Annotated in this window: 22 protein-coding genes; 14 read left to right on the forward strand and 8 right to left on the reverse strand. The window is 58.3% G+C overall.

Going from position 1 to position 22,298, the window contains the following annotated elements:
• Positions 1–317: 317 nt before the first annotated feature.
• The 7 genes from ASU33_RS14185 to ASU33_RS14215 all read left to right on the forward strand — a co-directional run bounded on the left by ASU33_RS14185 (position 318) and on the right by ASU33_RS14215 (position 9,232).
• Positions 318–1,280 carry a ribonucleoside-diphosphate reductase small subunit gene (locus ASU33_RS14185; RefSeq protein WP_078063155.1) on the forward strand — a complete coding sequence of 321 codons (963 nt, stop codon included), beginning with the start codon at positions 318–320 and terminating at the stop codon, positions 1,278–1,280.
• 166 nt (positions 1,281–1,446) lie between these two features.
• Positions 1,447–2,388: a DUF6624 domain-containing protein gene (locus ASU33_RS14190; protein ID WP_286130564.1), complete on the forward strand. Its 942-nt coding sequence runs from the start codon at positions 1,447–1,449 to the stop codon at positions 2,386–2,388.
• A 717-nt stretch (positions 2,389–3,105) separates the two neighbouring features.
• On the forward strand, positions 3,106–4,824 hold the full coding sequence (locus ASU33_RS14195) for a CotH family protein (RefSeq protein WP_059071526.1): 1,719 nt from the start codon (positions 3,106–3,108) through the stop codon (positions 4,822–4,824).
• Between the two features lie 443 nt (positions 4,825–5,267).
• Positions 5,268–7,643: a ribonucleoside-diphosphate reductase subunit alpha gene (locus ASU33_RS14200; RefSeq protein WP_059071527.1), complete on the forward strand. Its 2,376-nt coding sequence runs from the start codon at positions 5,268–5,270 to the stop codon at positions 7,641–7,643.
• A gap of 56 nt (positions 7,644–7,699) precedes the next feature.
• Complete coding sequence (locus ASU33_RS14205) at positions 7,700–8,518, forward strand: hypothetical protein (RefSeq protein WP_149867235.1); 819 nt, start codon at positions 7,700–7,702, stop codon at positions 8,516–8,518.
• A gap of 28 nt (positions 8,519–8,546) precedes the next feature.
• On the forward strand, positions 8,547–8,855 hold the full coding sequence (locus ASU33_RS14210) for a hypothetical protein (RefSeq protein ID WP_160328202.1): 309 nt from the start codon (positions 8,547–8,549) through the stop codon (positions 8,853–8,855).
• Positions 8,856–8,947: 92 nt separating this feature from the next.
• Positions 8,948–9,232 (forward strand): hypothetical protein, encoded by a 285-nt coding sequence (locus tag ASU33_RS14215; RefSeq protein ID WP_059071530.1) that lies wholly within the window; start codon positions 8,948–8,950, stop codon positions 9,230–9,232.
• 245 nt (positions 9,233–9,477) lie between these two features.
• Here the strand turns inward: ASU33_RS14215 and ASU33_RS14220 are convergent, their stop codons facing one another.
• The 3 genes from ASU33_RS14220 to ASU33_RS14230 form a co-directional block, all read right to left on the reverse strand.
• Positions 9,478–9,750 (reverse strand): hypothetical protein, encoded by a 273-nt coding sequence (locus ASU33_RS14220; RefSeq protein ID WP_149867236.1) that lies wholly within the window; start codon positions 9,748–9,750, stop codon positions 9,478–9,480.
• A gap of 258 nt (positions 9,751–10,008) precedes the next feature.
• Positions 10,009–11,061 (reverse strand): DUF6268 family outer membrane beta-barrel protein, encoded by a 1,053-nt coding sequence (locus ASU33_RS14225; RefSeq protein WP_078063156.1) that lies wholly within the window; start codon positions 11,059–11,061, stop codon positions 10,009–10,011.
• Between the two features lie 11 nt (positions 11,062–11,072).
• Complete coding sequence (locus ASU33_RS14230; protein ID WP_078063310.1) at positions 11,073–11,519, reverse strand: DUF2147 domain-containing protein; 447 nt, start codon at positions 11,517–11,519, stop codon at positions 11,073–11,075.
• 246 nt (positions 11,520–11,765) lie between these two features.
• On the opposite strand from ASU33_RS14230, the gene ASU33_RS14235 reads away from it, so the two are divergent.
• The 3 genes from ASU33_RS14235 (at position 11,766) to ASU33_RS14245 (ending at position 14,271) form a co-directional block, all read left to right on the forward strand.
• Complete coding sequence (locus tag ASU33_RS14235; protein WP_059071533.1) at positions 11,766–12,701, forward strand: VOC family protein; 936 nt, start codon at positions 11,766–11,768, stop codon at positions 12,699–12,701.
• Between the two features lie 62 nt (positions 12,702–12,763).
• On the forward strand, positions 12,764–13,351 hold the full coding sequence (locus ASU33_RS14240) for a glycosyl-4,4'-diaponeurosporenoate acyltransferase CrtO family protein (RefSeq protein ID WP_059071534.1): 588 nt from the start codon (positions 12,764–12,766) through the stop codon (positions 13,349–13,351).
• A gap of 29 nt (positions 13,352–13,380) precedes the next feature.
• Positions 13,381–14,271: a DUF5694 domain-containing protein gene (locus tag ASU33_RS14245; RefSeq protein ID WP_059071535.1), complete on the forward strand. Its 891-nt coding sequence runs from the start codon at positions 13,381–13,383 to the stop codon at positions 14,269–14,271.
• Positions 14,272–14,384: 113 nt separating this feature from the next.
• Here ASU33_RS14245 and ASU33_RS14250 read toward each other — a convergent pair whose 3' ends face one another.
• Together ASU33_RS14250 and ASU33_RS14255 are read right to left on the reverse strand one after the other, a co-directional pair.
• A complete protein-coding gene (locus ASU33_RS14250) occupies positions 14,385–15,407 on the reverse strand; it encodes a ScyD/ScyE family protein (protein ID WP_059071536.1) in 1,023 nt (340 codons plus the stop codon).
• 213 nt (positions 15,408–15,620) lie between these two features.
• The gene (locus ASU33_RS14255; RefSeq protein ID WP_149867237.1) at positions 15,621–16,757 is read right to left on the reverse strand and encodes a peptidase MA family metallohydrolase; all 1,137 of its coding nucleotides are present in this window, start codon (positions 16,755–16,757) and stop codon (positions 15,621–15,623) included.
• A 338-nt stretch (positions 16,758–17,095) separates the two neighbouring features.
• Between ASU33_RS14255 and ASU33_RS14260 the strand changes: the two genes are divergently transcribed.
• Together ASU33_RS14260 and ASU33_RS14265 are read left to right on the forward strand one after the other, a co-directional pair.
• Positions 17,096–18,427 (forward strand): TPM domain-containing protein, encoded by a 1,332-nt coding sequence (locus tag ASU33_RS14260; RefSeq protein WP_059071538.1) that lies wholly within the window; start codon positions 17,096–17,098, stop codon positions 18,425–18,427.
• 278 nt (positions 18,428–18,705) lie between these two features.
• A complete protein-coding gene (locus ASU33_RS14265; protein WP_059071539.1) occupies positions 18,706–19,092 on the forward strand; it encodes a hypothetical protein in 387 nt (128 codons plus the stop codon).
• Between the two features lie 92 nt (positions 19,093–19,184).
• Here the strand turns inward: ASU33_RS14265 and ASU33_RS14270 are convergent, their stop codons facing one another.
• The gene (locus tag ASU33_RS14270; RefSeq protein ID WP_059071540.1) at positions 19,185–19,562 is read right to left on the reverse strand and encodes a hypothetical protein; all 378 of its coding nucleotides are present in this window, start codon (positions 19,560–19,562) and stop codon (positions 19,185–19,187) included.
• 168 nt (positions 19,563–19,730) lie between these two features.
• Between ASU33_RS14270 and ASU33_RS14275 the strand changes: the two genes are divergently transcribed.
• Positions 19,731–20,270 (forward strand): GNAT family N-acetyltransferase, encoded by a 540-nt coding sequence (locus tag ASU33_RS14275; protein ID WP_059071541.1) that lies wholly within the window; start codon positions 19,731–19,733, stop codon positions 20,268–20,270.
• A gap of 42 nt (positions 20,271–20,312) precedes the next feature.
• A complete protein-coding gene (locus tag ASU33_RS14280) occupies positions 20,313–20,600 on the forward strand; it encodes a hypothetical protein (RefSeq protein ID WP_059071542.1) in 288 nt (95 codons plus the stop codon).
• 77 nt (positions 20,601–20,677) lie between these two features.
• Here ASU33_RS14280 and ASU33_RS14285 read toward each other — a convergent pair whose 3' ends face one another.
• Positions 20,678–21,199 carry a hypothetical protein gene (locus ASU33_RS14285; protein WP_059071543.1) on the reverse strand — a complete coding sequence of 174 codons (522 nt, stop codon included), beginning with the start codon at positions 21,197–21,199 and terminating at the stop codon, positions 20,678–20,680.
• Positions 21,200–21,545: 346 nt separating this feature from the next.
• Positions 21,546–22,055 (reverse strand): hypothetical protein, encoded by a 510-nt coding sequence (locus ASU33_RS14290; protein ID WP_059071544.1) that lies wholly within the window; start codon positions 22,053–22,055, stop codon positions 21,546–21,548.
• Between the last annotated feature and the right edge of the window lie 243 nt (positions 22,056–22,298).

Consider the following 22,298-nt stretch of genomic DNA (forward strand, 5'->3'; position numbering starts at 1 on the left):
TTCTTTTGTCCACACAGCAAATGTGGATAACTTTTATATAAAGCAAAGAATTTCACTATTGCTTTGGCTTTTGCCGGGAAAATAGCTGCTACGGTTGTAGTGTCCGCTTAGCGAAAAATTAACAGACAAAAAAGCCAAAACGCACCTCGGCGGTCCGTTTAGCAGGGCTATCTTTGGTCTTCGCCAAGCCGTCGCCCGACTGGTTGTGACAGGCCTAGGTCGAACAATTGCCTGCCTGTCGAGGTTGGCAGCTCAACCGCTAGCTGGCCTTGCGTCGGCACTTCTCCTTGTCGTTTCCTCAACTGTTGCCCTACCCCATGGAACCGCTACTCGTTGAAAATCCCAACCGCTTCGTCCTCTTTCCTATTCAGAACGACGACGTGTGGCAGATGTACAAGAAAGCCGAAGCCTCGTTTTGGACGGCTGAAGAAATCGACCTGTCGCAGGACCAGAAAGATTGGGAAAACCTGAACGATGGCGAGCGGCACTTCATTTCGCACGTGCTGGCTTTCTTCGCAGCCTCCGATGGCATCGTGAACGAAAACCTCGCCGTGAATTTCATGCAAGAGGTGCAGATGCCCGAGGCGCGCTGCTTTTACGGCTTCCAAGTGATGATGGAAAACATTCACTCGGAAACCTACTCACTGCTGATTGATACTTACATCAAAGACCCCAAGCAGAAGGATTACCTCTTCAACGCGCTGGAAACCGTACCGGCCGTGACCAAGAAGGGCCAGTGGGCCATCAAGTGGATCAACTCGGAAAACTTTACCGAGCGCCTGATTGCCTTTGCTGCCGTGGAAGGGATTTTCTTCTCGGGCTCGTTTTGCTCCATCTTCTGGCTGAAGAAGCGCGGCCTGATGCCGGGCCTCACGTTCTCAAACGAACTCATCTCGCGCGACGAAGGCCTGCACTGCGACTTTGCCTGCTTGCTCTACGAGAAGTACCTCGTGAACAAGCTGCCCGAGGCCCGCGTGCACGAAATCATCCGCGATGCGGTGAGCATCGAGCAGGAGTTTGTAACCGACGCGCTGCCCGTGAACCTGATCGGCATGAACGCCCAGTTGATGTCGCAGTACATAGAGTTTGTGGCCGACCGCCTGCTGGTTGCCCTAGGTTACCGCAAGATTTACAACGCCACCAACCCCTTCGACTTCATGGAAATGATTTCGTTGCAGGGTAAAACCAACTTCTTCGAGAAGCGTGTGGGCGAGTACCAGAAAGCGGGCGTAATGACCGACCGCGAGCAGAACGTATTTTCACTCGACGAAGATTTTTAATCGGCCGCTGGCCAGTACTTCAAAGCCCCAAGCTGCCGCTTCGGGCTTTTTTGTTTGTGGCAGGCATGTTTACCAACTTCCGGTCCGCTGTATTTTACTTGCAACATCTCTTGCCATACAACTGTCTGGCGCTGTATTCTTGGCTCGTCAACTATCTACTTAGCTTATGATTAAATCCCTATTACTAAGCACAGCCTTGACGCTGGTCAGCCATTTGTCGCAGGCACAAACTTCTTTCGGCGCCCTTAATCAACAAGCAGCCGATGCCTACCAAAGCAAGCGCTACACCGAATCGGGCAAGCTGTACGAGCAAGCTTTTGCCGAACGCAAAGCCCAGCCCACGGCTACGCATTACTACAACGCCGCTTGTAGCTGGGCACTAGCTGGCAACAAAGACAAAGCCTTTCGGTACCTCGACCAAGCCACCACCGCTGGTTGGGACAACGTGCCGCACCTGAAACAGGATGCCGACCTAGGTAGCCTGCGCACCGATGCCCGCTGGCAGCCCATGTTAGCCAAGCTGGAAGCCACCCGAGCCAAGGCCGAAGCCCAATACAACCTGCCCCTGAAAAGAGAGCTGGAAGCCATTTACGCCACCGGTCAAGCCATACGGCTCAAGATTGATTCGGTGGAGAAAAAGCTCGGCATGCAGGCCGCCCAAAGCCAAGCCCTACTCGACGAAATGGATGCCGTTGACGAACGCAACACGGCCCGCGTAACGGCCATTATCGAGCAATACGGCTGGCCCGGCCAAAGCATGGTGGGTCGGCTGGGCAGCACAGCCGCGTTTCTGGTTATCCAGCACGCGCGGCCCTCGGTGCAACGCAAGTACCTGCCCCTGATGCGCGAAGCAGCGAGCAAAGGCGAGTTAGCTAAATCAAGCCTTGCTTTGCTCGAAGACCGCATCTTGGTGGAGCAAGGCAAGCCGCAGCTCTACGGCAGCCAACTGCGCCCCAGCACGGCTACAGGCAAGTATGAGCTCGAACCAATCGAAGACGAAGCGCACGTGGATGAGCGCCGCGCCGCAGTAGGGCTAGGTCCGTTGCGCGAGTATGTCAAGCACTGGGGCTTGGAGTACAAACCCCAGTCAAGCGCGACCAAGCCGTAGCAGCCTGTTGAACTTACCTGCCCAAGCCCACGCCCCTGCTGCGGGCTTGGGCTTTTTTATTCATGTGGCGCATCTTAGGTGCAATGGCTGCGCAAGTGATATGGCCATGCTTCTGCGTTCTGGATCAGGCAAGCTTGGCCCTGACCAAGCGCCAAAGCACTATGCAAGCAGCAGAGAATACAATTTGTACCAACGCTAGCCTTCAACTAATAGCAAATATAACGCAAACAAGATATTACTGCAATTATTGAACAACATCACTCTGATATGATATTACTTAAAATTTTATTTGTAAATCGCCGCCCGTTTGCAAAATCGATACGCGCGTTTTGCGGCAATTAACTGCCGATACACGCTCCTAAATATCGAATTCCTAATTGCGGCTCTACGCTAATATCACAACACCTCTATTTGCTTTTCTCTTATTACTCTCCGACTGTTCGAGTGCTGAAATAGTCCTGCAATTATAGGTTACTCCGCGCATAATTTCTGACAGACAACTCGCTCTTAAATAGCCATCTATGGCTTTTATCAGCGCGTGCGGTTAGCGGCCCAACACATTTTTTATCCGGCAGTGCAACCAAGGCCGGCTCTTTCGGCTCACTACGCCCAGACACCTGCCCGCATTATTACAACTAAGGCAGGCGACTGATTAGTGCGTGCCGTTACTCTGAGAAACAGATAATCATAAATCAATAGCATTTTCGCCCATTAACCATGCGAGAGATTTTTACCAAAAAGCTTTTACTACTAGTTTCACTCGTTGCGCTTATAACCCCATTTAGCGCTACAGCAGGAGATACGCTTGTAATTGCCCGTAATTTCTACCACGTCGACCACAAGAGCCGGCTGATTCTGGTTAATCAGAAGCCAGAGGCCATTAACCGTGAGTACAGCGACGTAAAGAGCCACCTCTCGCTCGACGGTGTGTACATCTTTACGCAAGGCGTGCCCGAAGTAGAAAGCAACACTTCCTACGAGGTAACGCGCGAAAACGAGCTGTACCAGCTCTATTTCACACAGCTGCCGGTGGTACGCATCAGCACTAGAAACAAGATTGTTGACAGCCCCAGCGTATATGCGCAGTTTTCGCTCGACGAGGCAGATGGCAAATCCGTCAACTCGTTTCTGAAGATCGAAATCCGCGGCAACTTCTCGCAAACGTTCCCTAAGAAGTCGTATGAACTGAGCTTCGTGAACGATACGCTAGCCGGTGAGTCGCGCGATATGAGCCTGTTGGGCTTGCGCAACGACAACAAGTACAACCTGCAGGCCATGTACAATGAGCCATTGCGCATTCGTAGCAAAACCAGCAACGAGTTGTGGCAGGAAATACACCAGATTTACTACAAAAACTTGGAGCCCGAGGCCAAAAATGGCATCGACATGAAATTTGTAGAGGTATTTCTGAATGACGAGTACAAAGGTATTTATACCCTGAGCGAACGGGTTGACCGTAAGCAACTCAAGCTAAAGAAGTACAACAACGCTATTACGGGCGAGCTGTACAAAGGCGAAGCCTGGGATGGTGCCGTAACGTTTACGCTGCTCCCGCCCTACGACAACAACAGCGAAATCTGGGGTGGTTTTGAATACAAGCACCCCGAGGAGAAAATCGACTGGAAGAACATTTACGATTTCGTTGATTTTGTAAAGAATAGCTCCAATCAGGAATTCAACAGCACCTACCAGAAGAAATTCCACCTAGGTAATGCAGTAGACTATTTCATTTTTCTGAACCTGTCGCGCGCTGGGGATAATACCGGCAAGAACATTTACATCGCCAAATACAAACAGGGCGAGCCGTATTACTACGTGCCGTGGGATTTGGATGGCGTATTTGGCACCGACTGGATGGGCCTCGATCAGCCTACCACTACCGATGTACTTTCTAACGGCTTCTACGACCGTTTGCTGCAAGACTGCTCCTCGACGGGTTTCCGGGATGCGTTGCGTACCCGCTGGACCGAGCTGCGCACTACCGTAATTACCGAGGACAACATCATGGCCAAGTTCCGGGCCAACCACGACTACCTGCTGGCTAACAACGTTTTTGAGCGGGAGAAACGTACCTGGGTCGATTTTGAGCAAACGCCCGAGCAGTTTACCTACATCAACACGTGGCTGAAAGCGCGGCTGGCTTTCCTCGATACCGAGTTCAACCGCAGCTGCATTACGCTGGCCAATAAGCCAATTAAGCAGAGCGAAACACTGAAGCTGTACCCCAACCCGGCCAACGACTACCTAAACATTGACACCGATGCAGCCCGCTCGTACGAGCTGAGCATCCGCGACCTGAGCGGCCGCGAGGTGCTGCGCTCGGCCCTGCAAGGCAAGCAGCACAAGCTTTCCATTGCACACCTGAAGAAGGGCGTGTACGTGGTAACGCTGCAGAACGCCGCCGAGGTACGGACCCAAAAACTGGTAATTAACTAAGCACCCAGGGCGGCCCACAGCCTTGCCCGCTTTTGCCAAACGGCCCGCCTTAGGTGGCGGGCCGTTTGCGTTTATACAGGAGGCCGAGGGGCCGCACCTTTTTACTGGTCGCTACTGGCGCGATTAGTTGCTAGCCTCCGCGGCATGAGTCCGCTGCGGGCACCTAGGGAGCTTACCAAATCCGCCGGAAATCAGCAACCCATTTTAGCCAGCTTCGGGGGCAGCTTGTTCTCTGTGGATAACTTAAAAAAATCGGCCCGCGCACAGGCGCCAGGCCATTGTGGAAAACTTTCTGCTGAGTTTGCTCTTGAGGAGAGCAGAAGGGCCGAGTATATTCCGGTCATGATCGGCGCGGGCTTGGGAGAGTTTACCAGTTATCAACTAGTTCCTCATCTCACAGGCCCGCGCCGCTGTATAATCTTCACCTCCACACCTTTCCGCCTATGCTGGTAATTAAACGCGACGGCCGGCGCGAGTCCGTCAAGTTCGATAAGGTTACGGCTCGCATCGAGAAGCTCTGCTACGGGCTGAACATGATTTACGTCTCGCCCATCGAGGTGGCCAAAAAGGTCATCGACGGGATTTACGACGGCGTAACGACCGTAGAGCTGGACAACCTGGCGGCCGAAACCGCCGCTTCGCTCACCACCAAGCACCCCGATTACGCCATCTTGGCGGCGCGCATCGCGGTAAGCAACCTGCATAAGGTTACCTCCAAGTCGTTCAGCAGCACCATGAAGCGGCTGTACACCTACGAGGACCCCAAAACCGGTGAAAACGCCTCGCTGATTGCCCGCGACGTGTGGGAGGTGGTGCACAAGCATGCCGCCCAGCTCGATTCGGCCATCATCTACGACCGCGACTACAACTACGACTACTTCGGCTTTAAAACGCTGGAGCGCTCGTACCTGCTGCGCCTCGATGGCAAGGTGGTGGAGCGCCCCCAGCACATGCTGATGCGCGTGGCTGTGGGCATTCACCGCGACGACATCGAGCAGGCCATCGAGACCTACAACCTGATGTCGGAGCGGTGGTTTACGCACGCTACGCCTACCCTCTTCAACGCGGGCACACCCAAGCCGCAGCTGTCGTCGTGCTTCCTGCTCACGATGAAGGATGACTCCATTGAGGGCATTTACGACACGCTGAAGAACTGCGCACTCATTTCGCAGAGCGCCGGCGGCATTGGCCTGGCCGTGCACAACGTGCGCGCCACGGGCAGCTACATCAAGGGCACCAACGGCACCTCCAACGGCCTCACGCCCATGCTGAAGGTGTTCAACGACACGGCCCGCTACGTTGACCAAGGCGGTGGCAAGCGCAAGGGCGCTTTTGCGGTGTACCTCGAGCCCTGGCACGCCGATATCTTCGACTTCTTGGAGTTGAAGAAGAACCACGGCAAGGAAGAAATGCGCGCCCGCGACCTGTTCTACGCCCTCTGGATCAACGACTTGTTCATGAAGCGGGTGGAGAGCAACGACCTCTGGACGCTGATGTGCCCCCACGAGTGCCCGGGCCTCGACACGAGCTGGGGCGATGATTTCGAGAAGCTGTACCAGAAGTACGAGCGCGAAGGCCGCGGCCGCAAAACCATTAAGGCGCAAGACCTGTGGTTTGCCATCCTGGAAAGCCAGACCGAGACCGGAACGCCCTACATGCTGTTCAAGGACGCGGCCAACCGCAAGAGCAACCAGCAGAACCTAGGCACGATTAAGTCGTCGAACCTGTGCACCGAGATTATCGAGTACACCGACGCCGACGAAATTGCCGTGTGCAACCTGGCCTCGCTGGCCCTGCCCCGCTACGTACGCGAGGAAAACGGCCGCGTATTCTTCGACCACCAACGCTTGTTTGAGGTGACGTACCACGCCACCAAGAACCTGAACAAGGTAATCGACATCAACTACTACCCCGTGCCCGAGGCTGAGCGCAGCAACAAGCGCCACCGCCCCATTGGTCTGGGTGTGCAGGGCCTGGCCGATACCTTTATTGCGCTGCGCATGCCCTTCGAGAGCGACGAAGCCAAGGGTCTGAACGAGGATATCTTCGAGACGATCTACTTCGCCGCCGTAACGGCTTCGAAGGACCTCGCCAAGCGCGACGGCCACTACGAAACCTATCCCGGCTCGCCCATCAGCAAGGGCCAGTTCCAGTTCGATATGTGGGACGTGAATCCCAACTCGGGTCGCTGGGATTGGGAGGCGCTGCGTGCGGAGGTGAAGGAGTACGGCGTGCGCAACTCGCTGTTGGTAGCTCCCATGCCTACGGCCTCCACGGCCCAAATTCTGGGCAACAACGAGTCGTTTGAGCCTTACACCTCCAACATTTACGTGCGCCGCGTGCTGAGCGGCGAGTTTATGGTGGTGAACAAGCACCTGCTCAAGGATCTGGTGAAGCTGGGCCTCTGGAACGAGCAGATGAAGAACGACATCATCGCCGCCAACGGCTCGGTGCAGAACATCCCGAGCATTCCGCAGCACATCAAGGATTTGTACAAGACGGTTTGGGAAATCTCGCAGCGCACCATTATCGATATGGCGGCCGACCGCGGGGCTTACATCTGCCAAAGCCAGAGCCTGAACCTGCACGTGCAGAACCCGAACTTCGGCAAGCTTACCTCCATGCACTTCCACGCCTGGAAGCGCGGCCTGAAGACCGGCATGTACTACCTGCGCACCAAAGCTGCTGTCGACGCCATCAAGTTCACGGTGCAGAAGCAAGCCGCTGAAACGCTGGAACCCGTGTACGCCGAGCAGAACCGCAACGACATGGCCTGCTCGCTGGATAACCCGGACGCCTGCGAAGCTTGCAGCGCGTAAGTATTTGCATTCAAATAAAAAGAGCCGTCTGAAATAAGACGGCTCTTTTTATTTGAATGCAAATACTATCATGCCTAGACTCTATTATTGAAGGTTTATTTCGTAGTAACAGCATTGTAATGGCTTTCAGAAGCATTCTTCTTATTGGCGGCTTATTTCTTTCCCTATCCGCTTGTGCCCAATCATCCCCAGCTTCAGCTGACCACGCTCAACTTCAACAAAGTGTAACCGAGCTATTACCAGCACGCAAGTACAGCGTTGCTATTATGGATGGTGTTGTTATGGACCCACGTCTGAAAACGTTAATGGTTAAGTTTCAGCAGGGGATTCAGCGACATCCAGAGGTAATCCAAGAACTACAAAAGGCTGGGGGTCAAGGTCCATTGCCTTACGACAAACGTCTTGGTCTTACCCAAGGTGAATACTCAGAGTTGCTTGCGTTAATGAATAAACGAGAGATGCGCTCAGTATCAACAGGTAGCGCTGATGTATCAGTCACGAATGAAAAAGGAATAATTCGTTTCGCTGCACAAGGGAAACTTGCTATTCTGAACGACATCTGGCTGGATTTACCCCACAACGAAGTCCACGCAGGCTCCCGCACGTTGCCATTTATCGAAGCCGTTAACGTTACTGATGCGCAGAATGCCTTCGGCAGTGCTTGGTTTGGATACAAGTGGGAACTAGCGGAGCCTAAGGATTTGGATATTAGCAAATATGATATGCGCGACCTCAGCAACCTGAACGCGAGTATGTACAAGGTAGTAGTGGGAAAAATTGCTACTACCGGCCAAACGCTGGTGCAGATCAAAGGCATGGAAATAAAGAATGGGGTGCGTACCGTGTCCTACGAAATTCCACTCTTCTTTCAATAGCGCTTTGCTGTTCCTAACTACACTGCTGTTGAGCGCCTCCCATACATGGGCTCAAACCGGGCCTGCTAAGAAAGCGCAGCAGTTAACGCCCTATGAATTGTTGCAAGGCGTATGGGCAACAAGCAAGGAGGAAAATGCCGTGTTTTGGGTGCGCGGCAGCAGCTTGTACTACACGGACTTTCAGGACACACCCGTACGCTACAGCATTACTGCCTCAAAGCTGACAATCTATAACGAAGGCACACCCAGTACTTCTCGCATTAAGAAGCTGACCAAGGACAGCCTTGTATATGTGAATGAGTTCGGCTTTGTAGGGCGGATGTACAAACGAAAGTAGATCAGCTTTATACCATAAAGTTTTTCACTGCTCCTTTGAGAAAGCACAACGGAGCTTGGCAAATAAATGCATTGCCATTTGCTTTCTGGCTTATGGTGCCCGTCACACTTGCCACGGTGGTGCAGGTTCTTACTTACCGCTCGGAAAGGGTGCCATCGTATGAACTACGCCACCCAGTAGCCGTGGTAGGACGCGAGGTTCCTATGCAATCAATTATGGACCAAAGCCAGCAGGCGGAGACACTCAATCCCGGCGACACCCTAGATCTGCAAGTGGTACAACCCAATGGCTGGTGCTTGGTGGTACTGCCCAAAGACCGAAGGGAAGGTAGCGGACCGGGTAACTTTGATACTACGCCCGGCTACGTACAGCGGTAGTTATTAAGCATACCCGACTCAACGTTGCAAGCTCTTACACATGACCGCTCATCGATGATGCAGCCGGTGTCGCAGTAAATAGCTGTCGAGAAATTGTCGCTTGTGCTTAATCATGTGTGGAGGCTGCACCTTCAATGCCACCCAAGTAGTAAGCTAAGCTTGCCATTTACTATCCGCAAGCCTCTATATAACACGGCCGGCTTTTGCTTCGCGCAAAGGCCGGCCGTGTGTTTGTAATAGTGCGCTTAGTGGCGGCCGTGCCCGTGGCCCCGGCCGCGGTGGCCGCCTTTCGGACCGTAATACACTGGTTGGGCTGGCACCAGCATTACAGGTTGCGCCCGATAGTGATGCCGGTGTTTCTTGTGCTTGTACTTAACGGGGTGCACCTCGCGCACCACCACTACCGGAGGCGGCGCCGGGCGGCCGATGTTGATGGTTACTTGAGCACGGGCCGGAGCTGCGCTGAAGGCCAAAGCGGCACCGGCGAGCAAGGCCGAGAAGAGGAAAGATGGACGCATGCGGTGGAGGTTAAGCTGAACGGTAAAGGGAGGCGTATCAGCGGGCAAAGATTAAGCCAACACCCAGCCAACGAATGCAAAGCAGCCCATCGGTGAGGGTAGCCTTAAGCAAGTGCCTGCCCAACTGCGCCGTGCTGCAGAACGTGGGCACGAATGGGGAGCCGTGTACCCTTGCCCAGCATGCCCCTACGCAAAGCACCCGCCCAGCTGCGCTGCGGCAGCTAAGCGGGTGCATGCCCGAGCGTCACGGCTACCCACCTAGGGGCTGACGAGGTTTACGCTGAGGTTGAAGTAAAGCGGGTTGCCGAGCGTGTTGGTGTACACCTCGCGGTTGGAGCCACCGGGGTTTTGCGAGTCGTACACATCGAAGCGCCAGTTGTAGCGGTATCCTACCTGCGCCGATAGCCACACGAAGCCCGCCAGCTGCCGCTCGTAGGTGATGCGCGGCTTCATTTCGCCGCGGCGCAAAAACAGCTCCTGCCCGCCCAAGGGCCCTAGGTAGTAGGTGTTGCCCTCGAGCTCGTAGCCGAACATGAGCAGCGAGCTGGTGCCAAAGCTGCGGCGCAGGTTGACGCGGGCCGGAAACACGGCCTCGACGCCCCAGCGCGGGCTGAAGGTACGGTTGTAGAACACCACCGGAATGTGCAGCAGCTGGCCGGCGCGGTAGGTGCGCGTGAGGCCCAGGCCCCACATGAAGTTGTCGTTGGGTTTCCAGCCGTAAATGGCCGTGCCGCTGTAGGTAAGCGCCTCGCCGCTGAGGTCGTCGAAGCCGCGGTAGTTGCCGTTGAGGTCGGTGTTGGCTTGCAGCAGCAGAAAGTGGCGGTTATCGAAGGGCTTGAACACGGTGGCGTTGACGCCGGTAGAGCGCAGACCGCGGCGCAAGGCCGTAAATAGGGGCCGCTGCTCGGCGTTGTCGAGGCCGATGCTGGTGTTCCAGTAGGTGAGGCCCAGGTTCAGAATAAAGCTGGAGCGCGAAATTACGGGCGCATTAAAGCCCAGGCGCAGCCCCCCAAAACGGTTAACCGACTCGGTAGCTTCGGGCACGGGGCCGGTGGTGAGCTGCGGCCCCCGGGCGGTTATGTCGAAGTCAGTTTGGGTTTCATAGCCCACCGAGATGAGCTTGGTCGGGCTCAGGTACAGCACCTTTTGCGTGGCGTAGGTGCGGGCGGCTTTGTCGTCGGCATCACCGAACTCGCTGAAATCGAGCGAGTCGGTGGAGGCGGCGGGAGGTGGCGTGGGGGCGGTTTGGGCCAAAGCTGGCGCGGCGGCCGCGGCCAACAGCCCTGCAACAAGGTAGGTGTGTGCTTTCATGGGCGCGCGGCTTAAGCCTTTCTTACCTGGCGCTTCCACACATCGGTACGGCCAAAGAGCGACACGCCGATGTAGCCGCGCACCTCCAGCGTGTTATCATCCACGAGCTTCATCTCGCAGGAGTAGTCGTTGCCGGTTTTGGGGTCGTAAATCTGGCCCGCTTCCCATTGACCGTCGCCCACGTACTTGAAGTTGCGCAGGTTTTCGAGGCCCTTAAGCGGACGGCTGCGCAGTTTTTCGTCGGGGTTGTTGATGTCGGTGCGGGGCGTACCATCGGGGTTGTTGGGCACCTTCAGCCACACCACCCGTCCGTAGTATTGGTCGCCTTTTTTGTAAATCTGGACCATACCAGTGCCCTCCCCGTTTTTCCAGACGCCCAGCACGGCATCGGGGTTGTTGGCAGAGGCAAGGCCAATCACAGCCAGCAGCAACAAGCTCGTCAGTAAAGTTTTCTTCAACCAGTTCATAGTTAGGTGGGGTTTGTTGAGCTAAAATAAAGCAACACATCTATTGTTTAAAGTATTACTATCATAATTTTATTTGGGCTGCTGTTTATGCTACTGCTGAGCATTTATCTGCTGAACCACGCCTGTTTATGAGACGCAGCACAACGTGCCTACGCAAAGCCTCTATTCGCGCAGCCTGAAGAGCACTAGCTTACCGAAACAAATGTCCAGAAGCAGCCGCTGGCCGTACTATCTGGCATGAGCACTGCTACTCTGCCTTACCTATCCGTACCCCCAGAGCGCATTGGGGTGCATGCCCCGGCGGGCTCGTTGCCGACCGAAACGCGCCTAGGTACCGTGCGCCTGCAAGTAGCCGACCTAGGCCGCTCGCTTGGCTTTTACCAACTGGTGCTGGGCTTTCGGTTGCTGCAGCAGCAAGCCGCTGCCGAGGGCCACGGCGCGGTAGCTCACCTAGGGGCCGTTGGCTCGAATGAGGTACTGCTGGAGCTGCACGAGAAACCCGGCGTGCGGCCCGTGCCGCGGCGCGGGCTGCTGGGTATTTATCACTTTGCGGTGCTGCTGCCCTCGCGCCCCGACCTGGGCCGCTTTGTGCGGCACATCCGCGAGGCGGGTGTGCCCCTAGGTTCGTCGGACCACAACTACAGCGAGGCCACCTACCTCGTCGACCCCGACGGCATTACCGTGGAGGTGTACCGCGACCGGCCCCGCAGCGAGTGGCAGGTAACGGCGCAAGGCGAAATCCAATCGGCCCTCGACCCCATGGACACGCACGGCCTGCTAGCTGCTGCAGGCGCCGAGCCCTGGGCCGGCTTACCCGCTGGTACCACCCTTGGCCACATGCACCTGTACGTCGGCGACCTAGGGCAGGCCGCTGCCTTCTACCACGTCGCCCTGGGCCTCGATAAAGTAACCTGGAGCCTGACGGGGGCGCTGTTCGTATCGGCGGGTGGCTACCACCACCACTTGGGCCTGAACGTGTGGGCCGCCAGCTCGCCCGCCGCCACCGACGACGACGCCCGCCTGCTGCGCTGGGAGCTGGTGCTGCCCACCCAAGCCAGCGCCGAGGCGGCAGCTCAGCGGCTCCGGCAGGCGGGCTACGCCGTGGAAGCCACTGCCGAGGGGCACCTAACCCGCGACCCGTGGGGCTCGGCCCTGCTGCTGCGCGTGGGGTAAGGATGCCGGTAGCCGTGGCGGAGAGCTTACTTTCTCAATCGAAACGTTAGAAGCAGTAAGCCATGGCTTCGGAACGACGAAAAGCGGTTCGGCTGGCGGCCTGGTACAACGCCGTGCCGAACGTGCTGTGGTCGGTGTTGGGCTTTGCGCCGGTGGTGACGTTCGGCTACGGCTACATGGAGCGCACGTGGCTTTACGGACTGGTAACGCTGAGTTTGCTGGTATACCTGCTGCCCATCCCGTGGCTGCAACGCCTGCAGCTGAGCCAGTCGGCAGGGGTGTACCGGCGGCTGGGTGTGCACCGGCTTAACCGCATTACCCAAAACGGCACGCTGGTGAATGCGCGGCTGCGGCAACGGTTTCCGGCGTTTCGGCAGGTGCAAGGGCGGGCATCGGCCGCGCGGTACGTGCGCGCCTCCTACCACCTCGAGCGGTTTCATCTGGTGCTGCTGGTGTTCTTTTTGGGCTGCACCCTGTATGCCGCCGCGCATGGCTACTGGGGCTGGGCTTTGCTTCTTCTGCTGGCCAACATCGGCTACAACCTATACCCCATATGGCTGCAGCAGTACCTGCGGTTGCGACTGAGGGCAGCGGCCGGGCAGCACGAGCAAGGAGCCGGTGCTGCCGAAATCAACAAAGCAGTACTTTAGCCAGCATCTAGGCCGCTTACAGTATCCACATGAATCGATTATTAGTACCGGGTTTACTGGCCCTAGCCAGCCTGTTTGGGTGCGCTACGGCACAAAAACCAGCCGGCGCCTCGGCCGCTAACCCCGACAAGCGTACGGCCATTTGGGTACTTGGCTCCGACCACCTAGCGCAGCTCTACAAGCCTGATAAGCCCCACACCGACGTGCTTACGCCGCAGCGGCAGGCCGAGCTAACCGCCCTTAACAACCAGATCGAGCGTTTTCGGCCCGATGCCATTATGGTGGAGCGACTGCCCGATCAGCAAGGCCGCATCGATAGCCTCTACAACCTGTACCGGCAGGGCAAGCTCGAGCTAGCCACGCTGCCCGATGGCCGCTCCGAGGTATACCAGCTGGGGTTTGTGCTGGGCAAGCGCCTAGGTCTCGAACGCATTTACTGCGTAAACGCCCCCGGCGGCACCTCGCAGGGCATTTTGCACGAGGGCACCAACATCGAGCTTTACCAACAGGCCACCACCCAACTGCGCGAGAAAACCAAGGCCGTAAGCCAGCAAATGCAAAGCGGCTCGCTTACGATGGGACAGTACCTGGCTTTCCTGAACAGCCCGGCCTTGGTGCAGGAGCTGCACACGCTGGTGTACCGCACCCCGGCGCGGGTAACCAACGGCACCCTCAAGCCCGATGCCATGGTAGATGCCGCCTTTATCAGCACGCGCCACGTGGGCGCTGAGTTCATTTCGGTGTTCTACAACCGCGACCTGAAGATCTACTCCAACATCGCCAACACGCAAATGGCTACGGGCAGCAAGCGCATTCTTACCATTTTCGGGGCGCGCCATACGGGCTCGTTGCAAGGCATTTTCGGTACCGATCCGGCTTTTCAGCTGGTGCAGGCTTCTAAATATCTCAAGCAGAAGTAAGCCCCAACTGCCGCTTGGCTGCGGCTTACTACTCAAGTATAAGCAACCAGCCCACCCGCTGCCCATGAGTTAGGGCGGCAGGTGGGCTGGTTGCTTAGCCAAGCACCTAGGGGCTAGTACTTTAGCTTACGAATGGTGCCAGCGCCCGTGCTCAGCACATAGTAGGTTTGCGGGTTGACGCGCTCGATATCGGTTAGCCGATCCTGCCCGCCCAGCACGGTGGTGCCTGCATCGTTGGCTACGCGGCCCGAGTTGGGCAGCCAGCCCACAAACGTGGGCGGCGTGAAGGCAAATTGGCCGTACTCGGTAACCAGCAGCCCACCGCGCTCGGCCTGCGTGAGGCTGGTAAGGGCCGTGAAGCCCGTGCGGTACACGCTTACCACGCCGCTGGTGCTGATTTGGTAAATGCGGGCGGCACCTGCGCTGAAGGGGAAGCCGGTGAGCGTGGTTACCAGAAATTTGCTGCCATCGAAGATGATGCCTGTAGGCACGGCCTGCACCTGCGGATTGATGTTGGGTATGCGGGCAAATACGCTGAGCGCCCGCCTGGCAAAGTTTACTTTGATGATGGCGTTGGCGCCCGCATCGGCAATGTAGAGGTGGCCATCGGGGCCAAAAGTGAGGTCGTAGAGGTTGGAGTCGAGGGGGTCGGAGAGGTTCTGCGACAACACGAAGGGCTTGATATCGATGTACGGCACCGAGCTGGCCGGTTGCGGCGCGTCGCCCTTCTTATAGTTATATACATCGGCGGCGTATAAGCGGCCGTTCAGGCCATCAAGAATGTAGAGCACGCCGTCGCGGTAGAGCAGGTGCCCCAGGCCACCGATTTCGCCGTTGGGCAGCACCTGCGAGCCAAACCCCGAGAACACCGTTTGCACTTCGCCGTTGGGGCGCACCACCACTACCGAGCCGTTGTTTTGCCCGTTGCCGCTTTGCGTTACCCACACTTGTCCTTTCTGATCCACGCTCATGCCGATAGGCTTCACAAGCTGATCGGTGAGGATAGCCGCTTGGTCGGGCAGCACTATGGCATCCGACTGGCTAGGCGCCACTTGGTCGAGCACGTGCTTATCGGCGCAGCTGGCACCAAGCATCAGCACCGACACGAAAGCAAGGGAAATGCGGGCGTACTTCATAACAACAGGATTGGAGGTGAGGAAGAAAATAGAACTTATACAAGCACAATACTCTGACTATCAGAGCATTGATATCCAATATAGATAAATCACCCGTAGATGCATATGCTTTTTCCAACCTATAATTGTCCGAAGACAAGATAAGCCCAAGCTACAGCCCAGGACGGTGCTTGGTTAGGTAGGATGTGTTCAGTGTCAGCTTGCGCAGGGAGCCTAGCCGCAGCCTTCTTTCTGCAGCTTTTCCCAATCGAGGTTGGCAGGCGCGGGCACTTTGCGAATGTAGGCCCGCCACTCGCGCTCAAACTGACTTAGGGAACGGCCATAGATGCGCTGAAACTCACCGAAGCCCGCCTTCCAGAGGTGTTGTAGCTTTTCGGGGCCGTACTGCTCGTAGAGGTAGCGCACCAAGGCGGCGCTCTGCAAGTAGGCGGCTACTTCGCCGTGGCGGGCGGCAGCATCGAAGTTATTGACGAGTTCGGCCACTGGCCGGGCCTTTTGGTGCTGCAGCATGTAGGCAGCAATGCCATACACCGCGTTGGGGTAGAGACATTCGTTGTCGGCGTACACAGCGGCGCCTTCGTTGAGCAAGCGCGAGTTAGTGACGCCCCACAGCTCGTTGGCTACCAAATGAAACAGCTCGTGCCGGGCCTGCAGGCGGCGCGTGCCGCTGTGCACCAAAAACAGCGCATCGTAACCAGGCAGAGCAAAGCCGCCGGCTACACTAAACCCCGTGAGGGCCTGCAGCTCGGCTTTCGAATCGACAAAGACCACGTTGATGTCTTTTCTGTAAGCTTTGTGCTGCAGCAGCGTGAGGCTGCGCGTAAGGGCTTCGCCAAGCAGCTGCTTAGCCTCGGCGAGGTGCGCCGCCGTAAACGAGTTGCCGCGGAAATACAGCCGGAAGTTGCCGTGGTTTACCGATACAAAGGGCAGGCTGTCGTTGTACAGAAACTGGCGCAGGTATGGCTGCGGCGGGGTAAAAACGATTTCGGGGCTAGGTCCAGCGTAGGTAGTACGCTCGGCCACAAGCTTGGCCTGGTGCTCGGCCTGCTGGCGGCTGCGCTCGGTGTGGGCCAGCAGCGGCTGCCAGCGCTTGTCGGAGTGCAACGGGGCCAGGGTTGCATCTTGTCGGAGCTGGGTGGCCTCGGTGAAACCCAGCCGCACGGCGCTGCCTAGGTGGTTGAAGGCGCTGTCGGGCTGGCGGGCGGTGGCCCAGGCACGAGCGGCTTTGACGTGGTCGTCGGCGCGGGGCAGCTCAATGGCTTTTTCGATGCGGGCGCGGGCGGCCTGCCCATACAGCGCTGCCGCGTTGGTGTATTGCTTGGCAGCAGCCGCCGAATCGGCTTTGCCCACAAGCGCCAGGTAGCGGTAGTACAGCGGGAAGCCTTGCTGCGCGAGGCAGCTATGGGCACTTGCTACCCAACAGAGAACAACCAGAAGGCAGCAGCGAAAACTGAAGCAAAGCATGAGGCAATAACAGAGGACGGCAACGCCGAAAAGTAACAGCTCGAGCGGAAGCACAACCAACCTGTTTGGCTGGTTGCCGAGCAACGCCGGCACACCGGCATTATTACCCGGCTACGCCCGGCCATAGGGCACATTGCGTGGCGGCTATGCACCCCACCCAACCCGAAGGCGTACAACACAGGCAGCCCGGACGTGCTCCGCGGCTCTAAACCCCTGATGCTCCGATGTACCGCTTTCTGATGATTTGCTTGCTGGTGGTAGCTGGCTGGGGCCAACCACTACTAGCCGCGCCGCCCGATGAGCTGCCGCCGCGGCCCTCCCCCTTTAAGTTCGTAACTGATCAGGCGCAGCTGCTCAGCCCAGCCGACGCCAACACCCTGGAGCGCGGCCTGCGCCGCTACGCCGACAACACCGGCACCCAAATAGTAGTGGTAACCGTGCCCACCTTGGGCAGCCGCTCCATAGCCGATTACGCCCGCGACCTAGGCGAGGCCTGGGGCATTGGCCAACGCACACAAAACAACGGCGTGGTGGTGCTGCTGGCCGGCCAAGAGCGGCAAGTGAGCATACAAGCCGGCAGCGGCCTGCGCCAGCAGATTACGCCCGAGCTGACGCAGCGCGTAATTGGCCAGCAAATGACGCCCGAGTTTAAGCAAGGCCGCTACTTTGCCGGGCTGCGCGCCGGGCTCAACCAACTAATGCTAGCGGCCAACCCCGAGTCGGCGCCGCGCCGCGAGCAGCCCGATGCCGCTGCCGCGGCAGGCAGCACCGCCCCGCTCAGCAGCAACCCGGGCCTGGGTGCCGATGCCGGCGCGGGCAGCGGCAGCCTGCAAACGCCCCCGCCCAGCTACGGCAACGAACCGTTTTCGCCAAACAACCAGCCTGCGGCTGCACCCGCTAGCCCAGGGCTGGGCATGGGCAGCATGCTGCTGGGGGCGTTGGTACTGGGCGGTGGCATTTGGCTGCTGCTGCGGCGGTTTCGGCGCAAGCAAACGCCAGCTACTGCCCAAGGCCCGGTGCCCGATTTCTACCCCAACCGCCCGGCCGGCCCAAATGGTGGCTACGGCACTGGCGGGGGCTACGGCGCTACCGGTGGCTACAGCCAAGCCGGTAATTACGGCCGCGCCCCCATGCACCAACCCGCCCCCGACTTTTACCCCAACCGCGGCGGTGGCATGAGTAGCGGCATGGGCGGCGCGCTGCTCACGGGCGCGGCGGCCGCAGCCGGCGCTTACCTGGGCAACCGCATGGCTTCCGCCCACGACCACCACCACGACTCCGCCGGCAACGACCTAGGTGCCGGCAGCGCACCACCGCTGCCCACTGCCCCGGCGACCGGCGCCGCAGGTGGCGGCTTTGCCGCCCTAGGTGGCGCTGGCGGTGCCAACGACCTAGGGCCCGATGCCGCTCCCGATTACTTCAGCGACGAAGCCCTGCAGGACAACTCGGCCGACTACTTCGCCAACGACGATGCCTCGGCCTACGACGATCTTTCGTCAGATGATACCGGCGGAGGCGGCTTCGACGATACCAACGACAACAGCGGCTCGTGGTAAGCCCCACCAGCCCCAGCCCAAATGCCCACGGCCCGGTTGCGCAGCGCAGCCGGGCCGTGGTGTTTGAGTACGGGCCGGTGCTTGCGTGCCGAGCTACCACATGAAAGGGTTAGGCAAGCGCTAAAAGCGCATTAAAAAGCTGGTTTTCAGAACTCATCACATCATTGTGTGAAACCAAGCAGGCAACGATTGGGAGTAATTTAGCACCTACTAAACCGAACGCCAGGCAAGCTGCTTGGCACCGGAAACCCGCCAACCCACTTCCAACCCTACCTACTATGAAAACGCTTCTGCAAACCGCCCCCCGAGTACTGATGATGGCTGCCTTCGCTGGCCTGGGTTTCGCTCAGCCCACCATGGCCCAATCGCCCACTGCGCAGCCCGTGTACGTGGATAAGGTGGCCGATTTTACCTACCTGGTGCGCGTAAGCAACCCCGCCCAACGAGCGGCCAAAGTGCAGCTCGTGCGCCTGCGCGACGGCAACGTGCTGTACCAAGGCAGCAGCTCGCGCCCCTCGTTCGGCGAGAAAATCAACGTGGGCAGCCTACCCGATGGCCAATACGCATTTGTAGTGCGCATCGGCAGCGAAACGCACCGCTACGAGCTGGATTTGCAAACCACGCGCACCGTGGCCCTAGGTACCAGCGCCACAGCCATGCGCTAAGGGTCAGGCTTCGCCTCTTATCAACAGCAACCAACAGCAACGCCTCCGCACTGGTGCGGAGGCGTTGCTGTTTTACTAAGTGCCCTAGGTGCTTAGACTAGCGGAGCGCCGTTGGGGCTAGCCGATGTTGGCGGGTTGGTAGCCGGAGCCGGCGGGGCAGCAGGCGTACCATTAGCTGCCGGCTTGCGGTTGAGCAGCAAGGCCAGCACCAGGAAAATAACCGGCAGGCAGAGCAGCACGCCCGGTAGCCAGGCCTCGTCGCGGTTGGAGTTCCAATAGGCGCCGTAGAGCAGAGCAAAGAAGTTGAGCCCGTGAATTAGTTTGTAGCGCCCTGTTGGCGGATCGGCGGCCGCGTTGCGCAGCAGCAATAGCACAAACAAGCACACGAGCACAAAAGGCACCGTAACCAGCGTAGTGCGGAACAGTTGCCCGAACGGTATGTGCAGGAAAACGGCGGCGTAGGGTAGCATAGCGGGCAGAGGTAGTGTAGAGAGAGCGAGTGTTCTCTAATGTAAAGCAAAGCAGCTAATTACCGCAGCGTCGAGCTACACCCCCGGTGTTCATTGCCCGCACGGCAACCCGGTACCTAGGGCGGCGGGCATTTGCTACCTTGCCCCCCGCAGCCGTTGTTTGCGCCCATGAACATTCGGGCCCTCTCCCCCGCCGACGTACGCCCCAGGTTAGCAGCCCTGCGCGAGCTATTAATTGATGCCGTGGCCAGCGGCGCCTCGGTAGGCTACCTGCACCCGCTGCCGCCGGCACTAGCCGCGCAATATTGGGCCGGCGTGCAGGCCTCGTTGGAAACCGGCGAAACCGTGCTGCTGGTAGCCGAAGCGCCCGATGGCCGCATGTGCGGCACCGTGCAGCTGGTGCTGGCTACTAAGCCCAACGCGCCGCACCGGGCCGAGGTAAGCAAACTGCTGGTGCACTCGGATTACCGCCGCCAAGGCATCGGCCGCGCCCTGCTGCAAGCCCTCGAAACCCACGCCCACCAGCACCAGCGCAGCACCCTGGTGCTCGACACCCGCCGCGGCGACGTATCGGAGCAGCTGTACCGGCAAATGGGCTACACGCTGGCCGGCGAAATACCCGCCTACGTGCGCAACGAGGCTGGCGAGTTGCAAAGCACCATGGTGTACTACAAGCTGCTTACTGAGGCGGTACCCAGCACCATCTAGGGCTAATCCTGCTACCTTACTGCAAACCCGAGCCTCAATCCGATGAAAGACCAGATTTTGGAGCTGGTGCACCAGGCACACGCCCTTACCGAAAGCACGGCCGTAGCCGAAATTGATTTGCTGGAGCGCAAAAAGTTGGTGCTGGCCGATTTGTCGCTGCACTTGGTGCAGGCCGCCCTGCGCCACGAGCAACCCAACCCTGCCGAGCTAAAGCGCTACTTGTTTTCGGTGCTCACGGTGGCCGATGTGTTTGTCGACGACCTCGACCTGAAAGCCATGGCCGATGCTTTGCTGGCTCCTGTGCCAGCCGCCGAGCCCACCGACATGTAGCAACGCATTGGCCCGCTCTCGGCCCTGGTGGCATGCGCCACCAGGGCCGAGAGCGGGCCGAACACGGCCGGGCGCCTCTACAGCCCGGCCACTGTGCAAGCAGCCGGCGCAGCCGCCAGCGAGCCTAAGCTAGCCTTGCCTAGGCGTGCCCGCATGCTGCGCATAGCCACCGTGCGGTACTGCCCATCGGCCTGCAGCTGCAGCGTGTAACGGTACTGCTGTTCGCCTGCTTTCACCACAATGGCGTAGCGGCCTGCTGGCAGCACCCCAAAGTTGAAGCGGTGCCCGTAGGCCGGGGCGGCGTAGTTTTCGCTGAAGAGCGTTTTGCCGCTTGCGAGGCTAAGCACCTGTACCTGCCCTTGTTGCGCGGCCGGGTTGCTGATGCGTACCCGAAAGCTTACGGCATCAACCCGCTCCAGCGCAACGGGCTGAACGGACTGCCCCGGCGCGGCTTGTACTGGCGCAGCAGCCAAGGCGCCACCTAGGGTAAGCAGGCCTAGTAGCATGCGCGAGGCATAAGCACCCGCCGCCCGAGCAGCCGTAGCAGCGCTGGCGGTTGGCAATTGGCGGCGGAGGACAGAAGGGAAGAACGTTTTCATAGCGGGGTAGTAGGGTAAAAGGGTTGATGTGTTTGAGTTGAGCAATGCACGCCCTATGCAGGGCGCTGGTGCTGGGCTAGGCTGCGGCTGCCTTATGGTGGGTGTGCAGTTCCGGACAGCCTTAGCATAGCAGCCAATCTATATTCCCAATCCCGATGCCAAACTTATAATTGTTTGTTTATCAGAATATTAACTACACATCAACTTTCCAGGCCTCGCCATAACGTGTCCGGTACTGGGCACGGTGTTCAGTTTTGCGGCACAAGTCAAAGCCCCGTTGCCATTCGTCTAGGCACTTGGCTTAGGCGAATGGCAACGGGGCCCGGGGGAAGGAAATGCAGGCGGCTTACATGCCCGCCGCTGCGTGGCGGGCCGTGGCGGGTGCCACTGCCAGCGAGCCTTGGGCCTGCTTTGCCAACCGCACCCGAATGCTGCGCACGGCCACGGCCCGTTGCGCACCGCAATCCTGCAGGCGCAAGGTGTAGCGGTACTGCAGCTTATCGGCCTTCACCAGAATGGCATAGCGCCCCTCGGGCAGGTTATTAAAGTTGAGTCGGTGGCCGTAGGCTTTGTCGGTGTACTCCTGACTGAAGAGCACCTGACCATTGGTTAGGTTCTGCACCTCTAGGCGGCCGGGTTGCAGGCGCGGATTGCTCACGCGCACCCGAAAGCTCACGTCATCAACCTTTTGCACGGTTACGGGCTGGGTTTCTTGCGCGCGGGCCGGCTGCGCGGCCAATGCGCCGCCTAGGGCAAGCAACCCCACCAACACATGCGGCAGGTAGGTTCGCGAGCCAGCGGCAGTGGGTAGCGCGTGGGCAATGGCTTGGGGAGCGGGCAATTGGTAAGTTTTCATAGCGGTAGGTTGTGAGGGCGTGTTGTTGATGCAATTCTACACCGCCGCGGCGCCTATCGCACTATGTTGCCCCGACATGATTGTGCTATAACTATCTGGCATATAGCCAGTAGATAACACAAATCAGCATACCGCGCATCACATACTCATGCCGCCCAAATTGGTTTTATCCAGCCCGGGCAGGCATCGGCAGCCCGTAAACAGCAAGCCGGCCGGCAACCACGTGGCTGCCGGCCGGCTTGC

It is taken from the genome of Solirubrum puertoriconensis (genome assembly GCF_001483135.1).
Lineage (GTDB): Bacteria > Bacteroidota > Bacteroidia > Cytophagales > Hymenobacteraceae > Solirubrum > Solirubrum puertoriconensis.

Coding starts and splice junctions, on each gene's coding strand:
- ASU33_RS14185 (WP_078063155.1), top strand. CDS start 318: ATGGAACCGCTACTCGTTGAAAATCCCAACCGCTTCGTCCTCTTTCCT.
- ASU33_RS14190 (WP_286130564.1), top strand. CDS start 1,447: ATGATTAAATCCCTATTACTAAGCACAGCCTTGACGCTGGTCAGCCAT.
- ASU33_RS14195 (WP_059071526.1), top strand. CDS start 3,106: ATGCGAGAGATTTTTACCAAAAAGCTTTTACTACTAGTTTCACTCGTT.
- ASU33_RS14200 (WP_059071527.1), top strand. CDS start 5,268: ATGCTGGTAATTAAACGCGACGGCCGGCGCGAGTCCGTCAAGTTCGAT.
- ASU33_RS14205 (WP_149867235.1), top strand. CDS start 7,700: ATGCAAATACTATCATGCCTAGACTCTATTATTGAAGGTTTATTTCGT.
- ASU33_RS14215 (WP_059071530.1), top strand. CDS start 8,948: ATGGTGCCCGTCACACTTGCCACGGTGGTGCAGGTTCTTACTTACCGC.
- ASU33_RS14220 (WP_149867236.1), bottom strand. CDS start 9,750: ATGCGTCCATCTTTCCTCTTCTCGGCCTTGCTCGCCGGTGCCGCTTTG.
- ASU33_RS14225 (WP_078063156.1), bottom strand. CDS start 11,061: ATGAAAGCACACACCTACCTTGTTGCAGGGCTGTTGGCCGCGGCCGCC.
- ASU33_RS14235 (WP_059071533.1), top strand. CDS start 11,766: ATGAGCACTGCTACTCTGCCTTACCTATCCGTACCCCCAGAGCGCATT.
- ASU33_RS14240 (WP_059071534.1), top strand. CDS start 12,764: ATGGCTTCGGAACGACGAAAAGCGGTTCGGCTGGCGGCCTGGTACAAC.
- ASU33_RS14245 (WP_059071535.1), top strand. CDS start 13,381: ATGAATCGATTATTAGTACCGGGTTTACTGGCCCTAGCCAGCCTGTTT.
- ASU33_RS14250 (WP_059071536.1), bottom strand. CDS start 15,407: ATGAAGTACGCCCGCATTTCCCTTGCTTTCGTGTCGGTGCTGATGCTT.
- ASU33_RS14260 (WP_059071538.1), top strand. CDS start 17,096: ATGTACCGCTTTCTGATGATTTGCTTGCTGGTGGTAGCTGGCTGGGGC.
- ASU33_RS14265 (WP_059071539.1), top strand. CDS start 18,706: ATGAAAACGCTTCTGCAAACCGCCCCCCGAGTACTGATGATGGCTGCC.
- ASU33_RS14270 (WP_059071540.1), bottom strand. CDS start 19,562: ATGCTACCCTACGCCGCCGTTTTCCTGCACATACCGTTCGGGCAACTG.
- ASU33_RS14275 (WP_059071541.1), top strand. CDS start 19,731: ATGAACATTCGGGCCCTCTCCCCCGCCGACGTACGCCCCAGGTTAGCA.
- ASU33_RS14280 (WP_059071542.1), top strand. CDS start 20,313: ATGAAAGACCAGATTTTGGAGCTGGTGCACCAGGCACACGCCCTTACC.
- ASU33_RS14285 (WP_059071543.1), bottom strand. CDS start 21,199: ATGAAAACGTTCTTCCCTTCTGTCCTCCGCCGCCAATTGCCAACCGCC.
- ASU33_RS14290 (WP_059071544.1), bottom strand. CDS start 22,055: ATGAAAACTTACCAATTGCCCGCTCCCCAAGCCATTGCCCACGCGCTA.